This is a genomic window from Hypericibacter sp., from assembly GCF_050729195.1.
Taxonomy (GTDB): domain Bacteria; phylum Pseudomonadota; class Alphaproteobacteria; order Dongiales; family Dongiaceae; genus Hypericibacter.
On the sequence record NZ_JBOHKS010000277.1, the window covers coordinates 1 to 13841 of the forward strand.

Consider the following 13841-nt stretch of genomic DNA (forward strand, 5'->3'; position numbering starts at 1 on the left):
CGGCTCGCGGCGGAACCGCCCCGACCGGGCGCCACGGACGGGTGGCAGAGTGGTTGAATGCACCGCACTCGAAATGCGGCATACTCGCAAGGGTATCGGGAGTTCGAATCTCCCCCCGTCCGCCACAATTTTTGACACGTCGACGCGTCTTCGCGGCCTCAGGGCGTCTGTTTGCCGATCAACCAGCCTTTGAGAATCAAGCGGACCTGGTCTTCCATGATCCGCTTCTCGTCTTCCGCGCTCCTGAACTCGTTCGCGATCATCCTGTAATAGTTCTCGGCCGCGACGGCGTAGAGGACATTGATCATCGCCGGCAGGGGCGTGTCCCTGGCAATCAGGCCATCGCGGTGCAGACGCTGCAGCATCCGCTCGATATGCGCCTCGAAATATTTCTTGATCGCGCGAAATTCGTCATTGGCCTCGTCATGCATGCGCATGAGGGCCGCGGTTGCCTCTCGCCATAGCTTGCGCTCGCTCTTCGAGCGGATGCCGCTGTTGTTGAGATAGAGAAGTCCCGCAACCGCGCTCACGGCATCCCACGCGGCGGATTTCTTGTGAAATTCCTCCAGCGCGCCCGCGAGGCGTTCGCGCTCTTTCCAGAACAGAGCGATCAGGAGCTCGGTTTTCCGGGGGAAGTAGCGATAGAGAGTGGGCGGCGAGATGTCGGCGCGGGCGGCGATCTCCTCCATGGTCGTCTGCTCGTAGCCGTCGCGCTGGAAGAGCGCCATCGCCGCGTCGATGATCGTGTCATTGCGCTCCTGCCGCTTCCGCTCCCTCATCCCCGCCACGTTTTCCCTCCGCATCCGGCCCTACGTCACATATCCAGATCGAGACCGTCGCGCAATGAACCCGGGTCCAGAACGGGGAATGCGGCCGCAATCCCGGCAGGAGCGAGCGGGCGCTCTGCTTGACAGGATCGATATCGTTAGTACACTATCATATATTAGTTTACATACTATACCGCCGTCGGAGCGAATCATGGCAACGCATGCAGGCTACGAAGATCGCGCCAATCTTGGCGTGCTCGAGCCGGAAGACCTCCTGTCTCCGCGCCACTACGCGGCCGTGCGCCGGGACGGGCGGCTGATGCGGGCGTTGCCGCTCTGGTGTTACACGTCGGAGCGCTTCCACCAGGCGGAGAAGGAAAGGATCTTCCTGCGCAGCTGGAACATGCTGGAGCGCGCCGAGATCGTTCCGAATGTCGGCGATTTCCATTCCATGACCTATCTCGGCGTTCCGCTGCTCCTGGCGCGCGGCAAGGACGAGAGGGTCCGCGTGTTCGCCAATACCTGCCGCCATCGCGGCGCGATGGTCGCCACGGGTTCCGGCAACTGCAAGGCCTTTCGCTGCCCGTATCATTTCTGGACCTACGGCCTGGATGGACGCCACATCGGCGCACCGAACTATAACGACCGCGACGGGAAGCCTCTGATCGATGCCACGAACAAGGAAGAGTTCGGGCTGGCCGAGATCGAGAGCGGCACCTGGGGCGGCTTCATCTTCATCCGCTTCAAGGAAGGTCCGCAGACTCTCGAGCAGCATCTCGGCGCGTTTGTCGACACCCTGGCATCGCACAAACTCGAAGACATGGCCTGCGGCCGGAAGGTCGTCTATGAGATGGACGCCAACTGGAAATGCTTCGTCGAGAACTACATCGACGCCTACCACATCCCCTATGTGCATAAGGACTCGCTGGCTCGCTGGCAGACCCAGGAATATGTCAATGTGAAATCGAGGGGCGAGGAGTATCTGACCTTCGCAAAGCATGAGGGAAGCCAGCTGCTGCTGCCGTTCCCCGGCTATGACGGGTTCCCGCCGATGCCCCAGATCGACGAGGACAAGACCGGAGGGACCTATTTCAGCACGCTGCGGCCGGGCGTGATGATGACGCTCGGCAATGACGGCGCGCTGGTCTTCCAGAGCGAGCCGATCTCGGCGAAGAAATCGCGACTGACGGTGAGCTCGCTGTTCCCGAAATCCTATTTCAAGCGCGACGACTTCGAGCGGCTGTCGCAGAACTATTTCCGCCGCAACGACATCGTCGTGGGCGAAGACAAGGATATCGCGCTGCGCCAGTTCGCCGGGATCCAGTCGCCCTATGCCCGGATCGCCCGCCTTTGCGGCGACGAGACGGACCTGAACATCCTCGCCAACTGGATCCTCGACCAAGTCGTGACATCGGACAGCAGCGAGACGATCGCTGCCGAGTAGAGCGACGTCACGCCCGATTTCCAGATATTGGCGAACGGCTTCGGCTGCGAAGCGGTTCGCGTCGCGCGGTTGTCCGATCTTCCCCGGCAGCTGCTCGCCGTCGAACGAAAGACCGCGACCATCATCGAGATCATGGAGCAGGAGTTCGCCGGGAGGGCATAACGGAGCCGGCCCGTCGCCGCTCGGCTGATGCAGCCCGCAATGGCAAGGTTAGGCCGCTAGTCCAGCTCGTTCTCGGCGCCCCAGCCGAGGCTCGCGCCATGAGCCGCGATTTCCTCGCGCACGGCGGTCAAGGCCACCTGGATCGCCACGAGCTCCTGCAAGCCATTGGCAGAGACGGTACCGCTTTTCGCCGCCAGCGCTTCGACGGCCTTGAGACGCGCCTCCTCGAGCTTCATTCGCAGCGCATGGATGGGGTGGTCGTTTGCCATTTCGGTTTCCCTTTCTGATGCCCTCGTCCGCAGCAGGACTATCTGTCCGCTTCCAGCCGTCCCGTCACCCCCCATTGGGCTCACTCGGCGCAGAGAGGGTCGAAATTTGAGCAAGATTGGCCCATCCGCGCTTTGTCCTGGCCAATCGAAGCTCACGATCACGATCTGATGCATCCTGGGGTGAGGGCGGGGGGCGCTCGCGCAGAGATAACAACGCTGCATGAGCGTCCCCGTTCCCGCTTCCAGCGGCGCCGGGCCCTGCTTTGCCGGGTTCAGCAGGGAACCCGACTCTGGCGCCCCCCATTGAGAAGGCTTATGAAGATCGGTGCCGATCCGTCCGCGCCGACTCGATAGCGGAGCCGCCGATGAGCGCGCATAGCTTTCGCCGGGATGTTCTCACCCGGCCGGTCTTTGCCTGGGCGCGCAAGGCGCTCCCCACCATGTCGGATACCGAGCGCGAGGCGCTCGAGGCTGGCGATGTCTGGTGGGATGGGGATCTTTTCACCGGCAATCCCGATTGGTCGAAGCTGCTCGGGACACCCGTCGCCGTCCTGACGCCGGAGGAAGCGGCGTTCCTTTCGGGGCCTGCCGACCAGCTCTGCCGGATGCTCGACGATTGGCGCATCAATTGGGAACTGCGCGACCTTCCGCCCGAGATCTGGAATTTCCTCAAGGCGCATCGATTCTTCGGGATGATCATTCCCAAGGAATATGGCGGCCTCGGCTTCTCGGCCTTCGCCCATTCCGAAGTGATCCGAAAGCTCTCGTCGCGCTCCATCGCCTGCGCCGTGACCGTCATGGTGCCGAACTCGCTCGGGCCCGGCGAGCTGCTGCTGCGGTTCGGCACCAAGGAGCAACGCGAGCATTGGCTGCCGCGCCTGGCCGACAGCCGCGAGATCCCCTGTTTCGGGCTGACCAGCCCCGAGGCCGGTTCCGATGCCGCGTCGATGATCGATCAGGGGGTGGTCTGTCGCAGCGTCGTCGATGGAAAAGACACGCTCGGCATCCGCCTCAACTGGCACAAGCGCTACATCACGCTGGGACCGATCGCGACCGTCCTCGGGCTCGCCTTCAAGCTTTATGACCCCGATCATCTCCTGGGCCAGGAAGAAGAGCTCGGCATCACGGTCGCGCTCGTGCCCACGGACACGCCGGGCGTCGAGATCGGGCGACGGCATCTGCCGTCCTTGCAAGCCTTCCAGAACGGCCCGAACCAGGGTCACGATGTCTTCATTCCGCTCGGCAACATCATCGGCGGGCCCGAGCGCGCCGGCCAAGGCTGGAAGATGCTGATGACGGCGCTGGCCGCCGGCCGCGGCATCTCGCTCCCCTCGCTGTCCGCCGCCGGTGCCGCCTTTGCCGCCTATACGACGGGCGCCTATGCCCGCCTGCGCGAGCAGTTTCATATTCCGATCGGCGAGTTCGAAGGCATCCAGGAGCCGCTGGCCCGCATCGCGGCTACCGCCTATCTGCTGGACGCCGCACGCCGCCTGACTTGCGCGGCGCTGGACCAGGGCCATCATCCGGCCGTCATCGCCGCGATCCTGAAATCCCAGGCGACCGAGCGCATGCGCGTTGTCGTCAACGACGCGATGGACGTGCATGGCGGCAAGGGCGTCATCGACGGTCCGCTGAACTATCTGGGGAACATCTACCGGGCGATCCCGGTCGGCATCACGGTCGAGGGCGCCAACATCCTGACGCGCAACCTGATGGTCTTCGGCCAGGGCGCGATCCGTTGTCATCCCTATCTGCTCGAAGAAATGATGGCGCTGAGCGAGAAGGATCGCGAGAAGGGGCTGGAGCGATTCGACCGCGCCTTCTGGAAACATGTCGGACATAGCTTGTGTACCCTGCTGCGTGCGGGATTTCGAAACTGGACGGGCGGCCGCTTCGCGCCTGCTCCCCTCGCTGGGGCCGCAACCGGCTATTATCGGCAACTGGGCCGCTATTCCGCCGCGTTCGCGCTGCTGACCGACATGGCGCTGCTGACATTGGGCGGCGCGCTCAAGCGCAAGGAGATGTTGTCCGCGCGCCTCGGCGATATTCTGTCCGAGCTCTATCTGCTTTCGGCCATCCTCAAACGCTGGCAGGACGAAGGCCGCCAGGACAGCGATCTCTGCCTCGTCGCCTATGCTGTGGAAAGCGGCTACGAGACCATCGAAACGCGCCTCGATCAGGTGCTGGCGAATCTGCCGAACCGCTTCGTCGCCGCTTTTGCGCGTCTTGTCGTCCTGCCCCTCGGACGGGAGCGCCGGGGGCCGTCGGACAGTCTGAGACAGCGATGCGCCCGGCTTCTTCTCGAACCCTCCGAAACGCGGGACCGGTTGACCGCGGGCGTGTTCCTGGAGGGCGGCGACGATGGGATCGGCCGGCTGGTGCGGGCCTTCACGCTGGTGACGCAAGCCGGCGACATCGCCCGAAGGCTGAGACACGCGCATGTTCGCGACCGCCACATCGCCCGGCAGCAGAACCTGATCACCGACGCCGAGGACCGGCAGTTGGAAGAGATGGAGAAGGCCGTCGCCGCCGTTGTGGCTGTCGACGATTTTGCCGCGGCCGATATTGCATCGGTAACGCCGATGTTGCACCGGTAACCACAAAGACAGGTCTCGAGCACGCCCTCTGATGGCGCCGTCCGTCCGGCGACGATAAGCTCTGTCTGACCGGCATAATCCACTTCCATCGTCGACGACCGCCTTGCCCCTTTCTCGACGTATGACGTGGACCGGTGTCGTTCACGCCTGTCGATCTCGCCGTTCCCGGCTACCGGACAACCCCCTCGGATGTCTTCAGCCTACGGACCCCTTGACGGCTTGCATGTCGATCATCATCTACCTGCGAATATAGATGTTACATGACATCTTATTCCCATGCTGGCGTCAGGGGCTATCGTGTGACGCAAGGCGGATTTCACAACCATCTCGGAAGCCCTCGGGCTCTTCCCGAGGGCTCGGAGGGTGCGGGATGGATGACGGGTTTCAATCGACGAACGAGCGGCAGATCGTCCTCGACGAGCAGGGAGAGCGGGCCTTCGAGGGCCAACAGGGCAGTCCCATGAACGAAATCAGCAAATGGCCTGAGGCCGAGAGCCAACATCTGCCGGCCAAGTCTTCACGGTCGGTCTGGCCGTGGCTGGTGGGCATCGTCGTGATCATGCTCGCCGGCGGCGCCTGGTTCGGTCTCTCGCATCGCGAGGGCGGTCAGACCGCCCAGGCCGCCACTCCCCCGGCACCGGCACCGGTCACGGTGAGCAAGCCGCTCCTGGCCAACATCGACACCCAGATCGGCTTCATCGGCCGGTTCTCGGCTGTCGACCGCGTCGAGCTGCGGGCGCAGGTCGGAGGGACGCTCACCGAGATCCACTTCAAGGATGGGCAGATCGTCCAGCAGGGCGATCTTCTGTTCGTCATCGATTCGCAGCCCTACGAGATCAAGCTGGCCCAGGCCAATGCGCAACTCGAGGCGGCGACCTCGCGCCTGGCGCTGGCGAAAAGCCAGCTTGTCCGCGCCCAGACGCTGAGACGCAGCGATTTCGGCTCTGCCGAGAACGTCGACCAGCGCACCTTCGACCAGGGCGACGCGCAGGCCGCGATCGACGACGCCAAGGCGCAGATCCGAGACGTGCAGTTCGACATCGAGCATTGCCGCATCTACGCGCCCTTCACCGGGCGCATCGGCGAGCATCTGCCGTCGGTCGGCAGCCTGATCGCCGGCAGCCGCTTCGCCAGCAGCCCGACGACCTTGCTGGCGACACTCGTCTCGCTCGATCCGATCCATCTCGATTTCGACATGAGCGAATCCGACTATCTGACCTTCTCGCGTCAGCGGGCGGCCGTTTCGAGTCCGCAAGCGGATCAGGTCGACATCAGTCTCAGCGACGAGAATCAGGTCACGCGGCACGGGACGCTCGAGTTCGTCGACAACAGCATGGATCGCTCGAGCGGCACGATCCACGCCCGGGCCCTGGTTCCCAATCCCGATTTCTTCCTGACGCCCGGCCAGTTCGGGCGGCTTCGTCTCGCGGTCGCCCCTCCTGCGCCGGCTCTCATGGTGCCGGACGCCGCCGTCCTGCTCGACCAGACGCAGCATATCGTGATGACGGTGTCCCCCGACGGAACCGTCCTGCCCAAGCCCGTCGAGACCGGCGACCTGCGCGGCGGGTTGCGGGTCATCCGGTCCGGCCTCGCGCCTGACGACCGCGTGATCATCGACGGCATCGTCCGCGCCATTCCGGGAGGCAAGGTCACGCCGCAGGACGGGGCGATCAGCTACAACGCCGCTGTCGACGGCCAAGGGTAGGACGGGAGCGCCACCATGCGCCTGACGCATTTCTTCATCGATCGGCCGATCTTCGCCACGGTGCTCAGCGTTTTCGTGACGCTCGTCGGGCTGGGTGCACTCTTCATCCTGCCGGTCGCGCAATATCCGGAGATCGTGCCGCCGACGGTGCAGGTGACGACGACCTATCCGGGTGCCTCGGCCGAGACCGTATCGCGGACCGTCGCGACGCCGCTCGAGCAGCAGATCAACGGCGTCGAGAACATGCTCTATATGAGCAGCCAGTCGACCGGCGACGGCAAGCTGACGGTCACGGTGACGTTCCGCATCGGAACCGACCTGAACGTCGCGCAGATGCTGACGCAGAACCGGGTCGAGGACGCGCTGCCACGGCTCCCCGAGGACGTCCAGCGGCAGGGTGTACAGGTCCGCAAAGCCACGCCCAGCATTCTGCTCGCCGTCCATATGTATTCGCCGGATAGTTCGCGCGACGTTCTCTATATGTCGAACTACGCGGTGCTGCATGTGAAGGACGCCCTGGCGCGGTTGCCGGGCGTCGGCGACGTGCAGTTTCAGGGAGCGCGCGAATATGCCATGCGCATCTGGCTCGATCCGGACAAGGTCGCCGCCCGCAATCTCAATGCCGGCGAGGTGCTCGACGCCTTGCGCGCACAGAACCTGCAAGTATCAGCGGGTATACTGAACCAGCCGCCGGTCCCCTCGCACGAGGCCTATCAGATCAATGTCCAGACGCTTGGCCGGCTCTCCAGGCCCGAGCAGTTCGGCGACATCGTCCTCAAATCCGACGATCAGGGGCGGGTGACGCGCCTCAAGGATGTCGGTCGCGTCGAGATCGGGGCTGCGGACTATGGGTCGACGAGCTTCATGGATCGCGTTCCAGGCTTGCCGCTCCTGATCTTCTCCCAACCCGGGGCGAACTCTCTGGCCGTGGAGCAGGAAGTCATCGCCACGATGCAAAGATTGGGGAAGGATTTTCCGCCCGGCCTCGGCTACAAGATCATCTACGACCCCACGATCTTCGTCAGCAAATCCATCGACGAGGTGATCACCACGATCTTTGTCGCGATCCTGCTTGTCGTCGGTGTCGTGTTCCTCTTCCTGCAGAACTGGCGGGCTGCGGTCATCCCGGTCGTGGCCATCCCGGTGTCGCTCGTCGGCACGTTTTCCGTCCTCTACGCGCTGGGAATCTCGCTCAACAATCTGTCGCTGTTCGGCATGGTGCTGGCCGTCGGCATCGTGGTCGACGATGCGATCGTCGTGGTCGAGAATGTCGAGCGCAATCTGCGCCTCGGCATGGCCCCGCGGGCGGCCGCCCACAAGACGATGGACGAGGTCGGCGGCGCACTGATTTCCATCGCGCTGACGCTCTGCGCGGTGTTCGTCCCCTCCGCGTTCCTCTCGGGCATCTCGGGCGAGTTCTTTCGCCAGTTCGCGGTGACGATCGCGGCCTCGACCGTGATCTCCTGCTTCGTCTCGCTGACGCTCAGCCCCGCTCTCTGCGCCGTGCTCTTCAAAGCGCACGATCCGCACAACGAAGCACGGGGCGGTTTGGCGCGCCGCCTTCTGCAAGCCGGCTTCGGCAGGTTCAATCGCGGCTTCGAGTGGCTGTCCAACGGCTATGGCAGCCTGACGCGCCGCCTCATTCGAGGCGCGGTCGTGGTTCTCGTGGTCTATGTGGGATTGATCGGTCTCGCCGGCGTGCAGTTCTCGCGCGCGCCGACGGGCTTCATCCCCGAGCAGGACCTGGGCTACCTCATCACCGTGGTGCAGCTTCCCCCCGGCGCCACGCTGGACCGAACCGAGGCGGTCGTTAAAAAGGCGATCGAGATCATCCTCGGCACGCCGGGCATCGAGCATGTGGCACCCTTCGCGGGTCTCGATGCGACCACCTTCACGGTCGCGTCCAACGCCGGAACGATCTTCTCAGGGTTGCCCTCGCTCTACAATCATTCGATCGACGGCGTCACGGCCAACACGGTGCTGGCCGATCTGCGCAAGCGCCTGTCGGTGATCCAGGATGCCTATGTGCTGACCATCCCGCCGCCGCCCGTGCAGGGCATCGGCAGCACCGGCGGCTTCAAGATGATGCTGCAGGACCAGGCTGGGCTGGGCTCGCAAGCGTTGGCGCATGCGGCGCAGGCCCTGGTCGCTGCCGCCAACAAGGATCCGGCGATCGGGGGCGCGTTTACACTGTTCAGCACCGCCTCGCCCACGGTCTATACCGACATCGACCGCGAGAAGGCCCAGATGGTCGGGCTCACGCCGACCGATGTCTTCTCCACCCTGCAGGTCTATCTGGGCTCGCAATATGTGAACGACTTCAATTATCTCGGCAGGACCTACCAGGTCATCGCGCAGGCCGACGGCGGTTTCCGACAGAACGCGGCGGACATCGCGCGGCTCAAGGCCCGCAACGCCACGGGCGAGATGGTGCCGATCGGTACGGTGGCCCGTTTGAGAGACGAGACGGCACCCTATCGCGTGCCGCGCTACGACCTCTTCCCGGCGGCCGAAATTCTGGGCGCTGCCGCGCCAGGCGTGGCGACGGGAACAGCGCTGCACCGCATGGAGGAACTTGCCCACGAGGTTCTCCCACCCGGCATCGGCTTCGAATGGACCGATCTGGCCTTCCAGCAGCAGCAGCGCGGTACGCCGACGCTGCTGGTGTTCGGCGCTGCCGCGCTCTTCGTGTTTCTCGTCCTGGCTGCACAGTATGAGAGCTGGAAACTGCCGCTGGCGGTGGTGCTGATCGTGCCGATGTGCCTTCTGGCGTCGGTGACGGGCCTGCTCGCGCGCACCATGCCGATCGACATCCTGGCACAGATCGGGTTTGTGGTCCTGGTGGGGCTCGCGGCCAAGAACGCCATCCTGATCGTCGAGTTCGCACGTCAGGCCGAGGAGGAAGGGGCCGCCGCGGCTCAGGCCGCCGTGAGTGCCGCGCGCACGCGGCTCCGCCCTATCCTGATGACGTCCTTCTCGTTCATCTTCGGTGTCGTGCCGCTCGTGGTCGCGACCGGCGCCGGCGCTGAGATGCGTCAGTCGCTCGGCACGGCGGTGTTCTTCGGGATGCTGGGCGTGACCCTGTTCGGCCTGCTGTTCACGCCCGTCTTCTACACGGTCGTCCGCAAGATCGGCGGCCGGCGGCGGGCCCGGCTCGACGCCGCCAGCAACTCGGGAACGCCCCTGATGTCCGCTGGGAATCCTTGAATCGGCCCGATTCAGACCCCGGCGGTTCTGCGAGCGTGAACTTTTCGATGCTGTTACAATCCAACGGTCAAGGGGAGGCCAGAAATCCCAGCGCAAGCGCGGATTGAAGAGAGCGGTGCCTTATGAGGAAGTCGAAACAGGAAGCTGCCAGAACCCGGCAGCGCATCGTCAAGACGGCGGCTGCCGAGTTCCGCCGAAAGGGCATCAGCGAGACGGGCCTGTCCGAGCTGATGGCGGCGGCCGGCCTGACCCATGGCGGCTTCTACCGGCATTTCGACTCGAAGGATCAGCTCGTGGCCGAAGCCTGCGCCGCGGCCGTCGATCCGGAAGTGGGTTCATTGCTGGCCGCCTGTTCCCACAAGGCCAAGGGCAATCCGCTGGAAGCGATCGCAGCAGACTACCTCTCGACGAAGCATAGGGATGACCCGTCCGGCGGCTGCCCGTTTGCGGCCCTCGGCAGCGAACTCGCCCGGGGTGACGATCACACCCGCGCGGCGGCGACGGCGGGCATTCTGAAGCTTGTCGACAGCCTCGCCGAACGGCTGGAAAAGACCAAGCCCGAGGCGGCGAAAAAGCGGGTCCTGGCCGCGCTCTCCCTGATGCTCGGGGCGCTGACCCTGTCCCGGATCGTCATGGACCCGAAGCTGTCGGTCGACATTCTCCGACAAGCCAAAAAACACGTCGCCGATCTGTAACGTCTTGCGGGTTGCTTCTCCTCCCCACGATGCGCCGCGACCGGATGCCATCGCGCCTCATGCTTTGTATTCGACAAAAGCGTGATTTTCGCTCGCGAGCTCATGCTCAATGATGGGAGCGATGATTCCCCAATCGCCTCCCGCAAGACCCGCACCAATCTTTGGGTAACCTATGCTTTTGCCGGCGAACCTGGCCTTGACGGCCCTCATAACGTTCCGGATCGCCTCATAGTCGGCCTTCACCCCGTCACCCCGCCAGTGAAACTGTGTGTAGCCGTTGACGATGTGGAAAGTCCGATTCTCCCGCCTGATTTCCGCCACTGATATCGTTCCGAGCTTGGTCGGATCACCTTTCGATGTTGCGCAATCTGCGGCGTACGCCTCGGGAAAGCGCTGCTTTATCGAAAGAGCAATGCCTTTGCCCATTTGGCATTGGCAATTGCAGCCATGCACGATGATATCGAACCGCCCATCGAGCGCGAATTGAAGCAGATCACCGTGGATGGTCCGCATTGTCACAAGAATCCGGATTCGAAGTCAGGTGGTTTCGCAAGCAACGCGCCGCGTCTGAACGCCTCAGCCGCCGCTAACGATCGAGCGCCGTCTTCACCATGCGGTGAAAATGATGGATGCCATGCTCGCCGATGCCGCTGCGCGCGGGGTCGACGATGATGCGGCCCTGCTTATAGACGCGGGCATGCAGCCCGCGCTGCACCGATTCGCAGAGGTCGTTGTCCTCCGGCCCCAGCACCGTGCGTCCATAGGCGAGCTTGGCGGGGTCGGTTTCGGCCCTGAGGCGGTAGTTGTGCGACCAGAAGACGGATTCCTCGGGTCCCCTGGGCTGCACGACGGCGACCGAGAGCTGGGTGTCGCCCGGCATCATGTTGAAGGTGACGTTCGGCCACATGAACCAGAAGGCGGCATGGGTGACCGGCGCGTCGGGCGAGAACTCGTAGGCGCTGTTCTTCGGCCTCGTGTTGATTCCCAGCTGGCGCGAGACCGGGCCGATGATGTCGTTCTTGTACTCCGTCATCTCGATCATGTCGGCGAAGGCCGGATGCGCCTTCGAGCAGTGATAGCATTCGACATAATTGTCGACGATGACCTTCCAGTTGGCCTTCGTCACCGCGTTCCCGATGGCACGGCCCTCATAGAGCTTGAGATCGTCGAAATCCGGCACATGCTTGTGCAGATCCTCCGCGAGCCAACCGACCTGCTCCGTCATCGGCTTGGCGTCCGGATCGAGATTGACGAACACGAAGCCGGCAAAGAGCTCGACCCGGATCGGCGTCAGCTTGAAGTCCTCGGGGATGAAATCCTTGACCTGCTTGGTGTTGGGCGCGGCCCGCAGGGTCCCGCCGAAATCATAGGTCCAGGCATGGTAGGGGCAGGTGATCGCGGCCGAGCGGAGGCTGCCTTCGCCCTTCAGCAGCTCATGCGCGCGATGCAGGCAGACATTGTAATAGGCCTTGAGCTCGCCCGTGCGGTCCCGCAGGACGAAGACGGGCTGGTCGACGACAGTGCCGGTGATGAAGTCGCCGGGGTTCGCGACCTGGCTCTTATGGCCCAGATATTGCCAGCTCTTGAAGAAGATCTTCTCGCGCTCCGCACCGTAGATGGCGGGGTCGAAGTAGTAGCGCGCGGGCAGGGTCCAGCTGCGCTCGGCATCCTCGCTCAGCGGCCGGTCAAACTCAGGATAGATCACAGTGGCGGTCGGCATGGCGCGTCCCTCCTCAATTCGAATTGTCACCCACCCTACCTGGTCACGAAGACGATATCGGTATCATGGCCGGCCTGGGCCGGCCGGCAAGCTCAAAGCGGCGCCAGCCCCAGCGCGCCCCTCATCCGGTTCTTCAGGAACACCCCGTCGCGCGGCGGCAGGATGCGCGGCAGCGCGGCCGGATCGATCGGCAGGCGCGCGAAGAGCGTGCCATGGCCGGTCGCGTGCACACGCGTCGCCAGGGCGTCGAGATCGGCTTCGCCGGTCACGGTCCGGGCATCGGCGATGCCGCAGCCGCGTGCGACCGCCGGCAGGTCGGTCGGGCCCGAGGTGTGGCTCTCCTGACCGCCGGTCTCGCCATAGAGGCCGTTATCCAGCACCACGATCGAGAGATTGCCCGGATTGCGCAGCGCCACCGTGGCGAGGCCGCCCAGGCCCATCAGCATCTCGCCGTCGCCCGTTACCACCAGCACCGGGATCTTGGGCTGGGCCAGGGCCAGGCCGAGGCCGACCAGCGCCGCACTGCCCATGGCGCCCCAGAGATAGAAATTGCGCTCATGCTCGCCGGCCGCGGCGACGTCATAGCTGGGCGCGCCCAGCCCGCTCACCACCAGGAGATCCTTCCGCCCCGCCAGGAGGCGCGCCACCGCCGGGCGGCGCTGGAACCGGGTTACGGTCATTTCAGGAACTCCTTGGCGCCGATCAGGCGCTGGGCCAGCAGCACCGCCATCGGCGTGCCGCCCTCGAAGGCCATGGAGCAGGCGGCCTGCATCACGGGTGCCACCTCGTCGGGCGTCTCGGCGCGCTGCACCTGGATGCCCATGAGCTGGAAGGCCTGCGCCGTGGTCGAGCCCATCGGCACTTGCCAGGGATTGAACTCGCCCCATTCGCCGCGCATCGTCACCAGCGCCAGGAAGGGCAGCTGGCAGAGCCGCACCAGCGACAGCATGTTGACGCAATTGCCGACGCCGCTGGACTGCATGACCAGGGCGCTGCGCTGCCCGCCCAGCCAGGCGCCGGTCACGACGCCCACACCCTCCTGCTCGCTGGTCAGCAGCACCGGTGTCATGGCCGGGTCGGCATGCACGCGCTGCAGCAGCTCGGTATGGCCGCCGTCGGGGACATAGGCAACTTGTCGTACATCATGTTTCTTGAGCGCGGCATGGATCGCCGCCGGCCAGCCCAAGCTCTCCGTCCTGCCCGCCTCCGCCATGCCGGCGTTCCCCTTCTCCCCGCCCTTGGACCCGATCCTAGTCCTGCCATGCGGCCTTGGCC

The 13841-nt window shown here is 64.4% G+C and carries 12 protein-coding genes and 1 tRNA gene; 7 read left to right on the forward strand and 6 right to left on the reverse strand.

The genetic code is table 11. The features are described 5' to 3' along the window. The first annotated feature begins 35 nt into the window (after positions 1-35). Positions 36-125: transfer RNA gene (locus tag ACREE8_RS22445), tRNA-Ser, on the forward strand. A 33-nt stretch (positions 126-158) separates the two neighbouring features. On the opposite strand, the gene ACREE8_RS22450 is transcribed toward ACREE8_RS22445, so the two are convergent. Next, complete coding sequence (locus ACREE8_RS22450) at positions 159-779, reverse strand: TetR/AcrR family transcriptional regulator (RefSeq protein WP_431575247.1); 621 nt, start codon at positions 777-779, stop codon at positions 159-161. Positions 780-978: 199 nt separating this feature from the next. On the opposite strand from ACREE8_RS22450, the gene ACREE8_RS22455 reads away from it, so the two are divergent. Further along, positions 979-2211, forward strand: coding sequence for an aromatic ring-hydroxylating oxygenase subunit alpha (locus tag ACREE8_RS22455; protein WP_431575248.1), 1233 nt, complete (start codon positions 979-981; stop codon positions 2209-2211). 27 nt (positions 2212-2238) lie between these two features. Continuing rightward, positions 2239-2373 carry a hypothetical protein gene (locus ACREE8_RS22460; protein ID WP_431575249.1) on the forward strand — a complete coding sequence of 45 codons (135 nt, stop codon included), beginning with the start codon at positions 2239-2241 and terminating at the stop codon, positions 2371-2373. A gap of 56 nt (positions 2374-2429) precedes the next feature. Here ACREE8_RS22460 and ACREE8_RS22465 read toward each other — a convergent pair whose 3' ends face one another. Next, positions 2430-2642 (reverse strand): hypothetical protein, encoded by a 213-nt coding sequence (locus tag ACREE8_RS22465; RefSeq protein WP_431575250.1) that lies wholly within the window; start codon positions 2640-2642, stop codon positions 2430-2432. Between the two features lie 365 nt (positions 2643-3007). On the opposite strand from ACREE8_RS22465, the gene ACREE8_RS22470 reads away from it, so the two are divergent. The 4 genes from ACREE8_RS22470 to ACREE8_RS22485 all read left to right on the forward strand — a co-directional run bounded on the left by ACREE8_RS22470 (position 3008) and on the right by ACREE8_RS22485 (position 10846). After that, positions 3008-5239 (forward strand): acyl-CoA dehydrogenase, encoded by a 2232-nt coding sequence (locus ACREE8_RS22470; RefSeq protein WP_431575251.1) that lies wholly within the window; start codon positions 3008-3010, stop codon positions 5237-5239. Positions 5240-5609: 370 nt separating this feature from the next. Beyond that, a complete protein-coding gene (locus ACREE8_RS22475) occupies positions 5610-6944 on the forward strand; it encodes an efflux RND transporter periplasmic adaptor subunit (protein WP_431575252.1) in 1335 nt (444 codons plus the stop codon). 15 nt (positions 6945-6959) lie between these two features. Next, positions 6960-10151 (forward strand): efflux RND transporter permease subunit, encoded by a 3192-nt coding sequence (locus ACREE8_RS22480; protein ID WP_431575253.1) that lies wholly within the window; start codon positions 6960-6962, stop codon positions 10149-10151. Positions 10152-10273: 122 nt separating this feature from the next. Beyond that, positions 10274-10846, forward strand: a complete 573-nt coding sequence (locus tag ACREE8_RS22485) for a TetR/AcrR family transcriptional regulator (RefSeq protein ID WP_431575254.1) — start codon at positions 10274-10276, stop codon at positions 10844-10846. Positions 10847-10903: 57 nt separating this feature from the next. On the opposite strand, the gene ACREE8_RS22490 is transcribed toward ACREE8_RS22485, so the two are convergent. From ACREE8_RS22490 to ACREE8_RS22505, 4 genes are all read right to left on the reverse strand, one after another. After that, positions 10904-11359 (reverse strand): macro domain-containing protein, encoded by a 456-nt coding sequence (locus tag ACREE8_RS22490; protein ID WP_431575255.1) that lies wholly within the window; start codon positions 11357-11359, stop codon positions 10904-10906. A 73-nt stretch (positions 11360-11432) separates the two neighbouring features. Then, on the reverse strand, positions 11433-12566 hold the full coding sequence (locus ACREE8_RS22495) for an aromatic ring-hydroxylating oxygenase subunit alpha (protein WP_431575256.1): 1134 nt from the start codon (positions 12564-12566) through the stop codon (positions 11433-11435). A gap of 92 nt (positions 12567-12658) precedes the next feature. Then, complete coding sequence (locus ACREE8_RS22500) at positions 12659-13246, reverse strand: thiamine pyrophosphate-dependent enzyme (RefSeq protein ID WP_431575257.1); 588 nt, start codon at positions 13244-13246, stop codon at positions 12659-12661. Further along, positions 13243-13779: a phosphonopyruvate decarboxylase gene (locus ACREE8_RS22505; protein WP_431575258.1), complete on the reverse strand. Its 537-nt coding sequence runs from the start codon at positions 13777-13779 to the stop codon at positions 13243-13245. The genes ACREE8_RS22500 and ACREE8_RS22505 overlap by 4 nt, the downstream gene beginning before the upstream one ends. Positions 13780-13841: the final 62 nt, after the last annotated feature.

What these genes read in the sequence shown, in the direction of transcription:
- ACREE8_RS22450 (WP_431575247.1), bottom strand. Translation starts at nt 779, where the DNA reads ATGAGGGAGCGGAAGCGGCAGGAGCGCAATGACACGATCATCGACGCG.
- ACREE8_RS22455 (WP_431575248.1), top strand. Translation starts at nt 979, where the DNA reads ATGGCAACGCATGCAGGCTACGAAGATCGCGCCAATCTTGGCGTGCTC.
- ACREE8_RS22465 (WP_431575250.1), bottom strand. Translation starts at nt 2,642, where the DNA reads ATGGCAAACGACCACCCCATCCATGCGCTGCGAATGAAGCTCGAGGAG.
- ACREE8_RS22470 (WP_431575251.1), top strand. Translation starts at nt 3,008, where the DNA reads ATGAGCGCGCATAGCTTTCGCCGGGATGTTCTCACCCGGCCGGTCTTT.
- ACREE8_RS22475 (WP_431575252.1), top strand. Translation starts at nt 5,610, where the DNA reads ATGGATGACGGGTTTCAATCGACGAACGAGCGGCAGATCGTCCTCGAC.
- ACREE8_RS22480 (WP_431575253.1), top strand. Translation starts at nt 6,960, where the DNA reads ATGCGCCTGACGCATTTCTTCATCGATCGGCCGATCTTCGCCACGGTG.
- ACREE8_RS22485 (WP_431575254.1), top strand. Translation starts at nt 10,274, where the DNA reads ATGAGGAAGTCGAAACAGGAAGCTGCCAGAACCCGGCAGCGCATCGTC.
- ACREE8_RS22490 (WP_431575255.1), bottom strand. Translation starts at nt 11,359, where the DNA reads ATGCGGACCATCCACGGTGATCTGCTTCAATTCGCGCTCGATGGGCGG.
- ACREE8_RS22495 (WP_431575256.1), bottom strand. Translation starts at nt 12,566, where the DNA reads ATGCCGACCGCCACTGTGATCTATCCTGAGTTTGACCGGCCGCTGAGC.
- ACREE8_RS22500 (WP_431575257.1), bottom strand. Translation starts at nt 13,246, where the DNA reads ATGACCGTAACCCGGTTCCAGCGCCGCCCGGCGGTGGCGCGCCTCCTG.
- ACREE8_RS22505 (WP_431575258.1), bottom strand. Translation starts at nt 13,779, where the DNA reads ATGGCGGAGGCGGGCAGGACGGAGAGCTTGGGCTGGCCGGCGGCGATC.